Genomic DNA, 15,250 nt, shown 5'->3' with positions numbered 1-15,250 from the left:
TAAATCGAAGCTAGCTTGGCAAGCGCCGCGCGCGCTGCCATTGCGCTGTGCGTGAGCGAACCGACCCACCCATTCCACATCGTCAATTTCCGCGCATATGTGATTTCGCGTTTCGCGAAGATGCTGGCGCAATATGCGATGCTGCTGATTATCGGGTGGCAGACATATAATCTCGCGCGCGATGGCGGGATGAGCGTGGGCGAGGCATCGGGACAGCTGGCGCTGGTCGGCCTCCTGCAATTCCTTCCCCTTTTCATCCTGACGCCATTTACCGGGCTTGCCGCAGACCTGTTCGACAGGCGCAATCTCGCGCGGTTGACGCTCCTAGGCCAGATTGCCTGTGCCAGTGTACTTGCCGCCGCGACTTGGCAGGACGCGATGTCGCTCCCGCTGCTGTTCGGCGTTGCGATTGTCCTCGGCATCGTGCGCGCCTTTGCGGGCCCTGCTTATTCTGCGCTTGCACCCAACCTTGTTCCGCCGAAGCTCCTGCCGCAGGCGATCGCCCTTTCGTCCATTGCATGGCAAACGGGAAGCATCGTTGGCCCGGCGATGGGCGGATATCTCTACGTGGTAGCCCCCGCCCTGCCCTATGCGGTGGCCGCAGCCCTCTACGTCGTTGCGCTGATCGGCATCACCACGATCAAGGACCTTCCACCACGCAAAGCCCAGCCCAAGGAAGCGCCCATCAAGCAGATCCGAGACGGGCTTGCCTATGTGCGCGACAACAAGATGGTGCTGAGCACGATCACGCTGGATCTGTTCGCCGTGTTCCTTGCTGGAGCGACAGCGCTTTTCCCGGTGTTTGCGCGCGACATTCTACAGGTCGGCGCGACGGGCCTCAGTCAGTTGGCAATGGCCCCTGCCGTCGGTGCTGCGGCGACGGCTCTGCTGTTCAGTTTTCGACCGCTCAATCGCAATGTCGGCCCGCTTATGCTGATTTCGGTCGCTGTGTTCGGTCTGGCGACCGTCGGCTTTGCCTTCTCTCGCTCAATGGTGCTCAGCCTAGGCCTGCTGTTCGTCGTCGGCGCGGCGGACATGTTCAGCGTCTACATTCGCCAGTCGCTGATCCAGCTCCACACGCCAGATGAAAAGCGCGGGCGTGTCTCCGCCGTTTCCCAGCTCACCATCAGCGCTAGCAATGAATTCGGTGACTTCTTCTCAGGCAGCCTTGCGTTTCTGATTGGACCAGTCGCAGCGGTGGCGCTTGGCGGCGTCGGAGCGGTCGTCACCGTTGGCCTTTGGGCCGTGCTCTTCCCCGTTTTGCGCACAACTCGGACCTTCGAGCCGCCTGAAGAGTTGCAAGAACACGAAAACACCCAATCTCGTGGTCACGAGAAAACAGATACCAATCCCGGCACAGAAGGGACCTGACCCATGAAGTTCGACAGTATTCTGCATTCCATCGGCAACACGCCACACATCCGCCTTTCGCGCCTGTTTCCTGACCATGAGGTCTGGATCAAGAGCGAGCGGGCCAATCCCGGCGGATCGATCAAGGATCGTATTGCGCTGGCCATGGTCGAGGATGCCGAGAATTCGGGCGCACTGAAACCCGGCGGAACGATTATCGAGCCGACCAGCGGTAATACCGGGATCGGTCTGGCGATGGTTGCCGCTGTCAAAGGCTACAAGCTGATCCTCGTCATGCCCGAAAGCATGAGCCTGGAACGTCGCCGCCTGATGCTGGCCTATGGCGCCGAATTCGACCTGACGCCCAAGGAAAAAGGCATGAAGGGCGCGATTGAACGGGCGCAGGAACTGGTCGAGCAGACCGAAAATGCGTGGATGCCGCAGCAATTCGAGAACGACTCCAATCCGGCAATCCATGCCCGCACGACCGCGCAGGAAATCATCAACGACTTCAAGGACACACCGATCGACGTGATGATTACTGGCGTCGGCACCGGCGGACATCTCACCGGGTGCGCAGAGGAGATGAAGAAAGTCTGGCCAAACTGCCGCGCCTATGGCGTGGAGCCTGAGCTGTCTCCGGTAATTTCCGGCGGCCAGCCTGGCCCGCATCCCATTCAGGGCATTGGCGCGGGCTTTATTCCGGGCAATCTGCACACCCAGTCGATCGACGGTGCGATTGCTGTCGATGCAGAGCAGGCCAAGGAAATGGCACGCCGCTGCGCAGCTGAAGAAGGCATGCTTGTCGGCATCAGCTCTGGCGCAACCCTGGCCGCTATTGCGAAGAAGCTGCCGGAACTCGAAGCAGGCACCCGCGTGCTGGGCTTCAATTACGATACCGGCGAACGCTATCTCTCGGTACCGGACTTCCTGCCTTCTGAATAAGATCAGATGTCAGACGATTAACAAGAAGGGGGTGTGGCATGGCTGCCCCCCCTTTCTGTTGAGCCTCTGCCGTGCCCTTGCTCTCTCGCGGAATTCTGCAACAATCACAGTGTGGGTCGCGTGGTGAGAATCCGAGGGGGGATTTCGCATGGCATCCGGAAACGCCTTGCCCGACAGGCCGCTCGTCTATCAGTGGCTCAAAAAATATCGCTTCAAACTAAATGACTTTGCGGCGAAATTTTCGCTCATTCCCAATGATCCTGTGCTCAATGCCGAGCAATTCGACTGGACGCGAGAGGTAGCGGAGCACTGGGAAGATATCCGCGATGAAGCACTCCGGATTTATGAGCATCGCGACGCCGTCCCGCCGCTGAGGCGCATTTCACCGGATCATCGCCGCATTGCCACAGACGACGCCTGGCGCAGCTTCTTCCTCATCGGTTATGGTCATGAGGTCCCTGAAAACATGGCAAGGGCGCCGCGCACAACGCAGCTTGTGCGGCGCATTCCGAAACTGAATTCCGCGTTCTTCTCAATCCTTGCGCCGGGTGCGCATATCGTGCGGCATCACGGCGTTTCGAAAAGCTTCTTCACCGCCCATCTCGGTCTTATCGTCCCGCAGGATCGCGCGAATTGCGTCATGCAGGTCGATCGGGAGAACGTGCATTGGCGTGAAGGCGAATGGACAATCTTCGACGACACTTATGAGCATGAGGTGTGGAACCGCACCGATGAACCGCGCATCATCCTGCTCTGCCAGGTCGGCAGACCTCTACGCGCACCGGGGAGCTGGCTGGCGAAAGCCTTTGAATGGTATATCCGCCGCAGTCCGTTTGTCAGCGATGCGAAGAAAGAGCTGGGCCATTGGGAGAATGCGCTGCGCGACTCCGAAGCGAGTTCCAAAGCCTAATCGGTCACCGGTTTCAGCGTGTCGCCTTCGAGCTCGCGGTAGAAACAACTGCGCGCGCCGGTGTGGCAGGTCGGGCCTGCCGGGATCACTTTCAGCACAACCGCATCTTGATCGCAGTCGATCAGCATCTGCTCGACCCGGAGGACGTTCCCTGATGTCTCGCCCTTTTTCCAAAGCTTGCCCCGGCTGCGCGAATGGAAATGCGCCTCTCCACTTTCTCGCGTGGCTGTGAGCGCTTCTTCATCCATGAAGGCGACCATCAGCACCTCGCCGCTGCGGGAATCCTGCACGACTGCACTCATCAGGCCCGCCTGATCGAACTTTGGCATCAACTGCGTGCCGTGCTCGCGCTCATGATTATGGCTGGAAATGATAGTGGCCTTTCGCATCTGCAAAACCGGTTGCAATCAATATACCGGTTTGTTGCACGATAATCACAATTGTGTGCCGAAATCTATCGCGCTGTGAGTTCGTGGTTTGCTTTTGAACCTTTCAGTGAAATGAACGCGTCATCCGGCCGGACGAGCCGGCTTTCATTCCGGTCAAGGGATGGGAGGTTTCGGAACCGCGCAAGCGGGTCGAATCATGAGGGTTTGGAGCTGCCGCACTCACTGGGGGGTGGTGCGAGGTTCCAGCGATATCGTCACGCGAACGCCCGGGATTAACCTCCCGGGCGTTTTGCTTTTTGGCAGCCTTACCGGTCACAGCGCTTCATCCAGTACGCGCGAGAAGCAGGCGATTTTCACGCGCTTTGCCCCTGCTCGTTTCAGCACCGACACACAGGCATTTGTCGTTGCACCGCTGGTGAGCACATCATCGACTAGCAGCACATTCGCGCCTTTAAGCATGTCCTTCCGCTTCGGATGCGGAGCGATCGCCCCCTGCAGAGATCGTGCGCGCTCCCTCTTGCCAAGACCGCCAAGACTGGGTGTGGGTTTCGTGCGCACCAAGCCGTCGACCAGCAATTCGATGTTCTCGGCTTTCGCTATCTCGCGGGCAAGCAGAGCCGACTGATTGAAGCCGCGGCTCCACAATCGGAACCGGTGGAGCGGAACCGGGACTGCGAGCCACCTACCTTCGAGCCCCGCTAACCGTGCCCAAATCATGCCGGCGAGCATCGGCGCGAGAGCGATCTTGCGACCATGCTTGAAGCTCAGCACCAGCTTCCGCGAGGTATCGTTGTAGATCGTGCCCGCCGCGATGCCATCATGCTTTGGTGGGTTTTGCATGCAAGCGGCGCAAATCATGCCCTCATGCGTGTCGTCGCCAAGGGGGCGTTGGCAGGACGTGCAGCTTGGCTCTCTCGGAAGAGCGAGCGTTTCCCAGCAAGACAGGCAGAGGCCGCTCTGCTCGCCCAGACCGTCGCCGCACAGAGGGCAGCGCGGCGGGTAGACCAGGTCCACCAGCGGGGCGAAGGCCTCTGACATCGTTCGGGAAACCGACATTGGCCCTATGCTGCATCGCCTCGCCTCTGTAGGCAAGCGGCATGTCGACCGCGCCGCCACAGATCTTCAGTAAGCCCCGTAAACTCGCCCGCTCCAAGCGCGCAGAGACCATGCTGGAGCGCGGCGAGAGTGCACTGTTCCTGCTCGAACACATGGCGGAGGACATTCACGAACGGCTCACCTTCGTACGCTTCGAAGGCACCGATGTGCTGCTCGAAGGCTTTGGCAGCCATTTGCTCGAACAGGCGAACTGGGAGCGTTCGATGAGCTTTGCGCGCACCGGGTTGCAGGACTTCGACCAGCCGGTGGACCAGATGTCGGGCTCCTTCGATCTGGTCGCCAGCGTCAATAGCCTCGACACCGTCAACGATCTGCCCGGCGCGCTCATCCAGATGCGTGAGCTGCTGAAGCCCGGCGGGATGGCGGTTGCCTGCTTCATCGGCGGGATGAGCTTGCCGAAGCTGCGCCGCGCCATGCTGGCGGCTGAGCCGGATAAGCCCGCTGCGCGCATGCATCCGCTGATCGATCCGCGTTCGTGCCCGCAGCTGCTCTCGCGCGCCGGATGGTCCGATCCGGTGGTCGACAGCTACCAGCTCACTGTCCGCTATTCCGCCATGCGCACGCTGGTGCAGGACCTTCGCGGTATGGCGATGACAGGCGTCCTCGCTTCGACCCCGCCGCCGCTCACCCGAGCCGGTGCTGAGCGCGCAGCAGAGGCCTTTGCCGCCATGGCGGACGATGATGGCAAGGTGAGCGAGACGTTCGAGATCGTCACACTCACCGGGCGCAAATCAATGGCTGCGTTTTAGCGCCGCCTGCGCCGCTGCCAGCCTAGCGATGGGCACGCGGTAGGGCGAGGCGCTGACGTAATCGAGCCCGACTTCCTCGCAGAAACCGATGCTTTCGGGATCGCCGCCATGCTCACCGCAAATGCCGAGCTTGATGTCGCCGCGCGTTGAGAGGCCGCGCTCGACCGCGAGCTCTACCAGCTGCCCCACGCCGTCCACATCAAGGCTGACGAAGGGATCGCGGCTGTAGATGCCCTTGTCGACATACTCGCCGAGGAACCGCGATGCGTCATCGCGGCTCACGCCCAGCGCGGTCTGCGTGAGGTCGTTGGTGCCGAAGCTGAAGAAGCGCGCTTCCTCGGCAATCTCGCCCGCCATCAGCGCGGCCCGCGGCAGTTCGATCATGGTGCCGACAAGGTAGTCGAGCGTTGTGCCCTTTTCGGCGAACACCTCTTCGGCCACCCGGTCTACCAATGCGCGCAGGATCGCCAGCTCACGCTTGGTCGCAACGAGCGGGATCATCACTTCCGGCACGACGGGCTCCCCGCCCTCGCCCGTCACTTCACAGGCGGCTTCAAAGATGGCGCGCGCCTGCATTTCGTAGATCTCGGGGAAGGTGATGCCGAGGCGGCAGCCGCGATGACCGAGCATCGGGTTGAATTCGTGCAGCTCGCTCGCGCGGCGCTTTAGGTGATCGACGCCCACGCCAAGATCGTCGGACAGCGCTTCGAACTCTTCATCGCGCGTCGGCATGAACTCATGCAGCGGCGGATCAAGCAGGCGGATGGTGCATGGCAGGCCTGCCATGGTGCGGAAGATCTCGGCAAAGTCGCCGCGCTGCTCGGGCAGCAGCCGTTCCAATGCCGCACGGCGTCCGGCTTCGTTATCAGCCAAGATCATGGCGCGCACGGCGCTGATTCGGCCAGCATCGAAGAACATGTGCTCCGTGCGGCACAGGCCAATGCCTTCCGCGCCGAACCCGCGCGCAGTCTTGCAGTCGGCAGGTGTTTCGGCATTCGTGCGCACGTTCATGCGGCGGTGCTTGTCCGCCCATTCCATCAACACGCCGAAGTCACCGGCCAGCTCGGGCTCAATGGTCGGGACTTCGCCCGCCATGACTTCGCCGGACGCACCGTCCAGCGTGATGACATCGCCCTCGGCCAGCTCGCGGTCGCCGATGCGCAGGGTGCGCTCAGCCAGGTTGATCGAAACGCCCGAAGCGCCAGACACACAAGGCCGACCCATGCCGCGAGCGACCACGGCCGCGTGCGACGTCATGCCGCCGCGCGCGGTCAGGATGCCCTTCGCCGCATGCATGCCGTGAATGTCCTCGGGGCTGGTTTCGACGCGAACCAGAACCACCGCCTCTTCGCGCTTCGCCCATTCCTCTGCCGTATCCGCGTCGAGCACGATCTTGCCCGAGGCCGCGCCCGGGGAAGCAGGCAGCCCGCGCGTCAGCACATCGCGCCGCGCATCGGGATCGAGTGTCGGGTGCAGCAGCTGGTCGAGTGCCATCGGGTCGACGCGCAGGATGGCGGTTTCTTCGTCAATCAGGCCCTCACCCACCATGTCGACCGCCATCTTCAACGCAGCCTTGGCGGTACGCTTGCCCGAACGGGTCTGCAGCATCCACAGCTTGCCCTGCTGCACGGTGAACTCGATGTCCTGCATGTCCTTGTAATGGCTCTCGAGCAGGTCGAATACGCGGGCGAGCTCGCCGAAGGCATCGGGCATGGCCTCTTCCATGCTCGGCTTTTCGGCACCGGCGTTCTCACGCGCGGCCTTGGTCAGGTATTGCGGTGTGCGGATGCCGGCGACGACGTCCTCGCCCTGCGCATTCACCAGCCATTCGCCGTAATAGGCGCGCTCGCCGGTGGAGGGATCGCGGGTGAAGGCGACGCCGGTCGCGCTGCTATTGCCCATATTGCCGAACACCATGGCCTGCACATTGACGGCAGTGCCCCATTCGGCGGGAATGGAGTTCAGGCGGCGGTAGACCTTCGCGCGCTCGCTATCCCAGCTTTCGAAGACAGCGGCGATCGCGCCCCACAATTGCTCGTTCACATCCTGCGGGAACGGCTTGCCCTGCTCGCGCTCGACAATGGCCTTGAACTCGGTCACGAGGCCTTCCCAATCTTCTGCTTCCAGCTCCGTATCGCTGAAATAGCCACGGTCTTCCTTGGCGATCTCCAGCGCTTCCTCGAACAGGCCGTGATCGAGGCCGAGCACAACGTCCGAGTACATCTGGATGAAGCGGCGATAGCTGTCCCAGGCGAAGCGCTTGTCCCCGCTGGTCGCGGCAAGGCCCTGCACGGTTTCATCGTTGAGGCCCAGGTTGAGGACGGTGTCCATCATGCCCGGCATGGAAACCCGCGCGCCCGATCGGACCGAGACGAGCAGTGGATCGCCGGCATCGCCGAATCGCTTTCCGACCGTTTGTTCGACATGGGTCAGTGCCTCGGCAACATCGCTGCGCAGCTTGTCGCTGAAGTCCTCGCCTTCATTGAGGTAGCGCACCGATTCCTCGGTGGTGATGGTGAAACCGGGAGGGACCGGCAGGCCGATGCTCGCCATTTCGGCAAGGTTCGCGCCCTTGCCGCCGGTTACGGTCTTGTCCTTCTGCCTCTCGTCTTCGTGAGGTGCGTTGCCGCCGAATGTGTAGACCGTTTGCATTGATGACCTGTCCCTTTGGTGGAACACAGATCGGGTTTGTAAGCACGCGCCCGACCTGCTTCAAATTATTGTTGTCACGGCATTTTATGGCGAGAACCCATAGGAAATGCGTGGACTTTGCGAACTAGCTCTCGATCTTCGAGAAGTCGGCGACATTGTGCACTGCAGCACGAAAACGCGCAAGCAGTCCGAGGCGAGACTTTCGTTTGACCTCGTCCTCATCATTCACCGTCACCTCCTCGAAAAACGCATCGATCGGCGCGCGCAAGGAGGCGAGAGCAGACATGGCCGCGGCAAAGTCTTCCTTAGCAATGGCCATCTCGGCCTGCGGTTCCGCCGCATTGAGCGCATCGATCAGCGCCTTTTCGGCAGGCTCGGGCGTGTAGGAAAGTGTTTCGCCCTTCGCCTTGACCTGCTCGGCATAGACTTCGCGCAATTCGGGATTGTCGACATTCTCGAGGGGGTCTTCATCACCGGTGTGGACAGGTTCGCTGGACCAATCTTCTTTCTTGAGGATATTCGCGGCGCGCTTGTATCCGGCGAGAAGATTGGTGCCGTTGTCGGTTTCGACAAAGGCCTGGAGCGCATGCACACGGGCGAGCAGGCGAACGAGATCGTCCTCCCCGCCGAGCGCGAACACGGCATCGATCAGGTCGTGGCGAACGCCAGCTTCGCGCTGTTGGACCTTTAGGCGGTCGGCGAAGAAGTCGAGCAACGCGGTGGTGGATTCACCTGCGATGTTCACGATCTCCTGACCTTCTTCCTCAGGGGTTTTCTCGGAGGATTTGAGAGCGTGCACCATCGCATCGGAAGCAGCTTTTCTTCCCACGAAGGGTGCCAAGGCGGTGAATGCCTTCAATCCCTCCTTCGCGATGGATGTCTGAGTGCGCAAAAGTAGACCTCCACCAAGCTTGAAAAGCGGATTGCCCAATTTCACGCGCAGATTGTTTGACAGCAAAAGGGCAATAACGCCCATTGCGGCACGTCGAAGCGCGAATGGATCTTTCGATCCTGTTGGCCTCATGTCATGGCTGAAAAATGCGATGAGCGTATCCAGCTTATCAGCGAGCGATACCGCCACCGTCACCGGAGCGGTCGGTACATCATCGCCCTGCCCCACCGGCTTGTAGTGATCGCGGATCGCGTCGGCGACTTCGTCCGGCAGCCCCTCGGCGCGGGCGTAGTAGCCGCCCATCAGGCCCTGCAGCTCGGGGAATTCACCGACCATTTCGGTGACGAGATCGGCCTTGGCGAGGCGCGCGGCTTGCTCGGCGAGATCGGCCAGTTCCTCTTTCGTCACCCCCGCGAAGGCGGGGGTCCCGCTTTCTTCACCAGAAGCTGGATTCCCGCCTTCGCGGGAATGACGGGATTGGAGGTCTGGCGTGACAATCCCTTCTTCCACCAGCCAGCGGGCGAGCTTTGCAACGCGCTCCACCTTATCGGCAACCGTGCCGAGCTTTTCATGGAAGGTGATGCGCTTCAAACCCTCGGCATGCTCCTCCAGCGTCTTCTTCCGATCCACATCCCAGAAGAACCGCGCATCGCTCAGCCGGGCGGCGAGGACTTTCCGGTTGCCGTCGACCACCACTGCCGGGTCGGCGGCTTCGATATTGGCGGTGCAGATGAAGGCGTTGGCGAGTTTGCCGTCCTTGCTTTCACACACGAAGTATTTCTGGTTCACGCGCGCGGTGAGCTGGATTGTTTCGGGCGGCACTTCGAGGAAGTCATCCTCGAACCGTCCGAGCAGCGGCACCGGCCATTCGGTAAGGCCGGCGTTCTCGATGACGAGACCTTCATCCTCGACCAGCGTCAGGCCTGCTTCGGAACCGACTTGCTGCGCACCGTCGCGGATCAGCGTCGCGCGCTCTTCGTGATCGACGATCACATGCGCCGCGCGCAGTTTCATGGCGTAATCGTCTGCATTGCCGATGGTGATGTCGCCAGAATGATGGAAGCGGTGGCCCAGCGTCACTGCGCCCGAAGTCACACCGTGCACTTCGCATTCGACCACGTCGTCACCCAGCAGGGCCACGATGCCGGAGAGCGGGCGCACCCAGCGCAGGCTTTCGGTCGAAAGCGAGGCAGCGCCCCAACGCATCGACTTGGGCCAGGAGAAATCGCGGATGATCGCGGGGATCGCGGCGGCGAGTAGATCGCCCATGCTCTTGCCCGGGACATTCTTCACCGCAAAATAGGTCTCGCGGCCCTTTACGTCGCGCACTTCGAGATCGTCGCGCGTCACGCCGTTCTTGCGGCAGAAGCCGTCCACCGCCTGGTCGGGTGCGCCAACGGGCGGGCCTTTGGCCTCTTCGCTGACGGCTTCGGTCGCTTCCGGCAGGTCGCGCGCGATCAGAGCGAGGCGGCGCGGGGTGGACCAAACGGTAAGGTCACCCACGGAGACGCCAGCAGCATCCATCTCGCGGCGGAACAGCTTTTCCAATTCGCTGCGGGCCCCTGCCTGCATGCGGGCGGGAATTTCTTCGGAGCGGAGTTCGAGGAGGAAATCACTCATAGCGACCACTCCGGGAATTTCTCTTGCCACTGCGGTGTCATCACCTCGGCATATTTCTCGCAGCTGCCGCGCGCGAGGTCGCGGACGCGGGCCATGTAGCTGGCGCGCTCCTGCACGCTGATCACGCCGCGCGCCTGCAGCAGGTTGAACAAATGGCTGGCTTCCACCGCCTGCTCGTAAGCGGCGATGGGCACATCATTGTCGAGCGCGTTGCGGCACTCGGCCTCCGCCTTGTTGAACAGGTCGAACAGCGCATCGGTTTCGGCGACTTCGAAGTTCCACTTCGACATCTGCTTTTCGTTTTCGAGGAAGACTTCGCCGTAGCTGACACCCTGCCCGTTGAAATCAAGATCGTAGACGTTGTCGACGCCCTGGATATACATCGCGAGGCGTTCCAGCCCGTAGGTCAGCTCGCCCGCCACCGGCTTGCAGTCGAAACCGCCCATCTGCTGGAAATAGGTGAACTGGGTAACTTCCATCCCGTCGCACCAGACTTCCCAGCCGAGGCCCCATGCGCCGAGCGTCGGGCTTTCCCAATCGTCCTCCACGAAGCGTATATCGTGCTTGAGCGGATCCACGCCGATCACTTCGAGGCTCTTGAGATACAACTCCTGAATGTCCGGCGGGCTCGGCTTCAGGATCACCTGATACTGGTAATAATGCTGCAGGCGGTTGGGATTCTCGCCATAGCGGCCATCGGTCGGGCGGCGGCAGGGCTGCACGAAAGCGGCGTTCCACGGCTCCGGCCCCAGCGCGCGCAGCGTGGTCGCGGTGTGAAATGTGCCCGCGCCCATGCGCATGTCATAGGGCTGCAGGATGAGGCAGCCGTTGGCGCTCCAGAAATCGTGGAGCGCAAGGATCATATCCTGAAAGGATTTCTGCGGATTTCGAGCCGTGTTTTGGGTCATTTCGCAGGCGCAATGGCTCAACCCTCGCGCAGGGTCAATGCCGCCCGTGCGCGCGGCCATCGGAACTGCTTGACACTGCGGGCTTTTGGCCTCTCAAATAGGGCCCATGATCGGCAAAATCCTTCGCACCGCCTTCCTCGCTCCCCTCGCCTTCCTCGTCGCTCAGCCAACGGCGGCGCAAGTCGGAGCGAGCGACCAGGCGGAGGACTATCGCTTCAATCAGGATTATGCCCCCGATCCGGCGATCTGGGCGATCCGCGATGAAGACACGACGATTTACATGCTCGGCACGATCCACGCCCTGCCCCGCGGCTTTCGCTGGCGCAGCCCTCTGATCAACCAGGTTATCGAAGAGTCGGATGTGCTGGTCCTGGAAGACAGCGATTATGCGCGGAATTTGGACGCGCTCGATCTCGATACGAAGATGATGGGCCGCATGGATCGCCGCAGGCCCACATCGGCGCAGCTGACGCCGGAAGCTCGCCCGCACTGGCGCGAACTGATCAATCGCACCGTTCTGCCGTTTGAAGCAGTCGATACCATGCCGGTGATGCTGGCGTTGCTCACACTCGGCTCGACCGGTGAAGTGGATCAGCGCGGCGTTTCCTATTCCGAGTTCGGCGTGGAGCCGGCGCTAGAGCGCGAATTCCTGTCCCGCCGCCGTCCGATCGAGACGATCGAAGATTCGGGAGAGGTCATGTACAGCCTCCTTCGCCTCGACAATGCGGAAGTCATGGCCGATCTTTCGCGCATGCTGGTAGACTGGTCCGGCAAGGAAACGGGCTATTTCTACTCCGACGATTGGGAAGAGCGGTTCGGCGACGAATACTGGGCGGCCGAGCACGCCTGGGCTCGCGGCGAAGTGGCAGAAGAATTCAGCATCGGCATTGGCGATGGCCTGATCGGTCAATCGATCGACGCGATGCTGCTCGACCGGCGCAACACGGAATGGGCACGTTGGCTGGAAGAACGGCTCGAACAGCCGGGCACCACGCTCCTTGCCGTGGGAGCAGGGCATTTCGAAGGTAATGTGTCCGTCCTCGTGAAGCTCGACGAACGAGGCATTCCCTATGAGCGCGTGAATTGACGCTGCTTTGAGCGGCGCATCGCGCGCCCTCTTACATCTTCAACTTTCGACCATTTGGCTGCCTCGCGAGTCGCCAATCGAGTCGCGACTCGATTCGACTCGAAATGGCTTTTTGAGGGGATTCGGAGCCCATCTGGCGTGCAGTGATTCGCCGATCTCGCTCTTCCGAAGCTGCAAATTCCACATCCGCCACATTATCTAAGCAATTGATAAAAAACGAGATCATCCGCCGAAAGTCGTGCCTGCATTCCTTTTTGTCAGGTCATGTTGACATCGGAAAGAAGGCGCGACATAAAGTAAGGGCAACCTGACATGAAGGAAGGTTGACGAGACAAACTGACTAGACAACAGGACACAATATCATGCGCAAGACCCTCATCGCACTCGCCGCCGTAGCCACCGCAATCGCTGCTCCTGCAGCTGCACAGGATGCTTCGGACAACGTCACCATCTCCGTCGAAACCGGCGATCTGGACCTCACCACCGCAGCCGGTCAGGAAAGCCTGGAAAATCGCATCGAAAACGCCATCAACCGCGCCTGCCGCTCGGGTGGCCGTGACATGGACTCTCGCCGCGCCGAAGCTGCCTGCCGCAGCACGCTGAGCGAAGCCTTCGCCCCGCGCGTCGAACTCGCCATCACCGATGCACAGTCCGATCGCTATGCCGCTCTGGAAATCAGCCTGAAGGCATAATGCGACCCGCCATAGGGATGGCGCCGCCCCCCAGAAGGTTTCCCCCAGAACCTTTGGCGCCATCCCAGCGGCACGCTTTTTCAAACCGAATTTTTGCATACGGGACCCAGCCAGTGACCACCACGCCAGCCAAGCCACGAAAGAACCGCGCCCCTCTCAATCTTGCGATGGGCTTGCTTGGTTTTGTCGCCTTGATCGCCTTGACTGCTTTGACGCAGGTTGACGCGCCGAGTGGAGCTAACGCGCTGATCGCATTGGTTTTGATCGGATCGCTCGCTGTCATGTTTTTCACCCGCAATAGTGACGAGTATACGGCAGAACTTTGGCGATCGGGCGCGAACGCTGCTTTCATAGTAATCGCTGCATGGACCCTCCTCGGCCCTTTCGCCTTGGGAGTTATCGAGGGGTACAATGCTGCTCACGAGGGCCGAGAGCCCGGCGAGCCAGCATTCGACTGGCTTTACGCAGCGAGTAGCACGCTAGCCCTCTACGCCTTCTACCTCACCTTCCATTTCAAGCGTCTTACGGGAGCACTGTGATGTCATACACCCCTATGACTCACGATCCTGAAGCCGCCATGCGCGAACACCGTGAGCGTCTCTACTGGCTGACCCTTGCGACCGGTGTCGTGAACATCATCGCCCTCGCCATGCACCTTGCTGGAATGACCAGCGCATTCATTGGGCCTCTTATCGGAGGCATGTGCGGATCGCTGATCGTTGCTGGAATGAAAGGCAATACGGACGGCTATTATCAGTCCTTGGTATCTGAGGGACTGCGCTGGATGGCCGCCGCTCTGGGTGTTGGTCTCTTGGTCCTATGGGCAGATGCGGATTCTTCGCTGGTCGAGCGGTTTATCCCTCGCTTCGACATTCTCGCCAAGGATAGCCTGCTGCTCGCCCTGATCCTGAGCCTTTTCTTTCATGCCGGATACGCTTTCGCCTATCTGCGCGACCTTATTTTCGCCGGAGCGGAATAATGCCGTACGAACCCTATTCACCTACCCAGAAGCAGCGCGAGGGCCACTTTGTCCTCGTCTGGCTGGGCGCCTTTATCAGCGTGATGATGCTTATTCTCATGGCCCTGGGTGTGTCGGTAAAAGTTGAAGGTTTTCTGGCGCTTCTTGCCGGAACCTACATGATCACTTTCACGGTCTGGCATCGCTATGACGACTATTTCAAGGACTGCGCCATTCAGGGTGCACGGTGGACCGCAGTCGTCGTCGGCATCTGGCTCGTCATTCGGGCGCTTGTCAGCATTTTTGCCATGTCGCGTGATTTTGGTGCCATGGTTGCCGGGGGTGAAGTGGAGGACATTTCCGCCGCAACCCTCCTCCCCTTCATGGACAGCGCGATGCTGCTCGCCGCACTGTGCGCCCTCGCCTTCCACGCAGGATTCCTGTTCACCCAATTTCGAGGCCGGTCATGATCGAAGCTTCAGCAAGCAATGCCGATAAGATGCGGTACCGCGTTTACTATCGCCTGATGGATATCTGTCTGATCGGCTATGTCGTGGCGATTGTCCTCAACATTCTCGACCAGACGGTGCTGATCAATCTTGAGGATACGGGCAGGCTGGGAAGCTTCCTGATCCGCGTGGCCACCGGATTGCTGACCTATGTGCTGGGCGCATTCCTGGTGCTGGCGTGGTTCATGCGTGACGAATATGCAGAGCTTCTCTGGCGCCGGACTGCCTCGATGGTGGTCTATTTCGTGACCATTACGCCATTCGTCCTTTTCACGGCGGCCTGGCTGACGTTCGCCGCCCTGCAAGCGGAGCAACTCCCCGAATCCTGGGAATGGATGCTGGCGCGCCCGCCCATCGCAGGGGTTGTGACCTTCGGCTTCGGTCTGTTCATCTTCGCCTTTGTCAGCGTGTTTCAGTTCCTTCGCTGGAGGGACAGCCGATGAACGCTCACAACATCCTCTTCCGGGTCGCAT

General features: G+C 60.7%; 15 protein-coding genes. 10 read left to right on the top strand and 5 right to left on the bottom strand.

Annotated elements, in window-relative coordinates:
* The first annotated feature begins 51 nt into the window (after positions 1 to 51).
* The 3 genes from O2N64_RS11950 (at position 52) to O2N64_RS11940 (ending at position 3,205) form a co-directional block, all read left to right on the top strand.
* Complete coding sequence (locus O2N64_RS11950; RefSeq protein WP_442866733.1) at positions 52 to 1,371, top strand: MFS transporter; 1,320 nt, start codon at positions 52 to 54, stop codon at positions 1,369 to 1,371.
* 3 nt (positions 1,372 to 1,374) lie between these two features.
* A complete protein-coding gene (gene cysK, locus O2N64_RS11945; protein ID WP_271077814.1) occupies positions 1,375 to 2,295 on the top strand; it encodes a cysteine synthase A in 921 nt (306 codons plus the stop codon).
* Between the two features lie 148 nt (positions 2,296 to 2,443).
* Positions 2,444 to 3,205 carry an aspartyl/asparaginyl beta-hydroxylase domain-containing protein gene (locus O2N64_RS11940; protein ID WP_271077813.1) on the top strand — a complete coding sequence of 254 codons (762 nt, stop codon included), beginning with the start codon at positions 2,444 to 2,446 and terminating at the stop codon, positions 3,203 to 3,205.
* Here the strand turns inward: O2N64_RS11940 and hisI are convergent.
* Together hisI and O2N64_RS11930 are read right to left on the bottom strand one after the other, a co-directional pair.
* Positions 3,202 to 3,594, bottom strand: a complete 393-nt coding sequence (gene hisI / locus O2N64_RS11935) for a phosphoribosyl-AMP cyclohydrolase (protein WP_271077812.1) — start codon at positions 3,592 to 3,594, stop codon at positions 3,202 to 3,204. The two genes, O2N64_RS11940 and hisI, sit on opposite strands and share 4 nt — an antisense overlap.
* A 312-nt stretch (positions 3,595 to 3,906) precedes the next feature.
* Positions 3,907 to 4,650, bottom strand: a complete 744-nt coding sequence (locus O2N64_RS11930) for a ComF family protein (protein ID WP_271077811.1) — start codon at positions 4,648 to 4,650, stop codon at positions 3,907 to 3,909.
* 41 nt (positions 4,651 to 4,691) lie between these two features.
* On the opposite strand from O2N64_RS11930, the gene O2N64_RS11925 reads away from it, so the two are divergent.
* Positions 4,692 to 5,459 carry a methyltransferase domain-containing protein gene (locus O2N64_RS11925; protein WP_271077810.1) on the top strand — a complete coding sequence of 256 codons (768 nt, stop codon included), beginning with the start codon at positions 4,692 to 4,694 and terminating at the stop codon, positions 5,457 to 5,459.
* On the opposite strand, the gene ppdK is transcribed toward O2N64_RS11925, so the two are convergent.
* The 3 genes from ppdK to O2N64_RS11910 all read right to left on the bottom strand — a co-directional run bounded on the left by ppdK (position 5,442) and on the right by O2N64_RS11910 (position 11,531).
* A complete protein-coding gene (gene ppdK / locus O2N64_RS11920; protein ID WP_271077809.1) occupies positions 5,442 to 8,111 on the bottom strand; it encodes a pyruvate, phosphate dikinase in 2,670 nt (889 codons plus the stop codon). The two genes, O2N64_RS11925 and ppdK, sit on opposite strands and share 18 nt — an antisense overlap.
* 124 nt (positions 8,112 to 8,235) lie before the next feature.
* Positions 8,236 to 10,623: a glycine--tRNA ligase subunit beta gene (gene glyS, locus O2N64_RS11915; protein WP_271077808.1), complete on the bottom strand. Its 2,388-nt coding sequence runs from the start codon at positions 10,621 to 10,623 to the stop codon at positions 8,236 to 8,238.
* The gene (locus tag O2N64_RS11910) at positions 10,620 to 11,531 is read right to left on the bottom strand and encodes a glycine--tRNA ligase subunit alpha (protein WP_271077807.1); all 912 of its coding nucleotides are present in this window, start codon (positions 11,529 to 11,531) and stop codon (positions 10,620 to 10,622) included. Before O2N64_RS11910 ends, glyS begins: the two co-directional genes overlap by 4 nt.
* Positions 11,532 to 11,637: 106 nt before the next feature.
* Between O2N64_RS11910 and O2N64_RS11905 the strand changes: the two genes are divergently transcribed.
* The 6 genes from O2N64_RS11905 (at position 11,638) to O2N64_RS11880 (ending at position 15,220) form a co-directional block, all read left to right on the top strand.
* A complete protein-coding gene (locus tag O2N64_RS11905; RefSeq protein ID WP_271077806.1) occupies positions 11,638 to 12,618 on the top strand; it encodes a TraB/GumN family protein in 981 nt (326 codons plus the stop codon).
* Between the two features lie 362 nt (positions 12,619 to 12,980).
* Positions 12,981 to 13,310, top strand: a complete 330-nt coding sequence (locus O2N64_RS11900) for a UrcA family protein (RefSeq protein ID WP_271077805.1) — start codon at positions 12,981 to 12,983, stop codon at positions 13,308 to 13,310.
* Positions 13,311 to 13,519: 209 nt separating this feature from the next.
* Positions 13,520 to 13,849, top strand: a complete 330-nt coding sequence (locus O2N64_RS11895) for a hypothetical protein (protein WP_271077804.1) — start codon at positions 13,520 to 13,522, stop codon at positions 13,847 to 13,849.
* Complete coding sequence (locus O2N64_RS11890; protein WP_271077803.1) at positions 13,849 to 14,289, top strand: hypothetical protein; 441 nt, start codon at positions 13,849 to 13,851, stop codon at positions 14,287 to 14,289. Before O2N64_RS11895 ends, O2N64_RS11890 begins: the two co-directional genes overlap by 1 nt.
* On the top strand, positions 14,289 to 14,738 hold the full coding sequence (locus O2N64_RS11885; protein ID WP_271077802.1) for a hypothetical protein: 450 nt from the start codon (positions 14,289 to 14,291) through the stop codon (positions 14,736 to 14,738). Before O2N64_RS11890 ends, O2N64_RS11885 begins: the two co-directional genes overlap by 1 nt.
* Positions 14,735 to 15,220 carry a hypothetical protein gene (locus O2N64_RS11880; protein ID WP_271077801.1) on the top strand — a complete coding sequence of 162 codons (486 nt, stop codon included), beginning with the start codon at positions 14,735 to 14,737 and terminating at the stop codon, positions 15,218 to 15,220. The genes O2N64_RS11885 and O2N64_RS11880 overlap by 4 nt, the downstream gene beginning before the upstream one ends.
* Positions 15,221 to 15,250: the final 30 nt, after the last annotated feature.

It is taken from the genome of Aurantiacibacter sp. MUD61, assembly GCF_027912455.1.
Lineage (GTDB): Bacteria > Pseudomonadota > Alphaproteobacteria > Sphingomonadales > Sphingomonadaceae > Alteraurantiacibacter.
The sequence above is the reverse complement of the archived record's forward strand: the minus strand, read 5'-3'. Positions and strand labels throughout refer to the sequence as shown.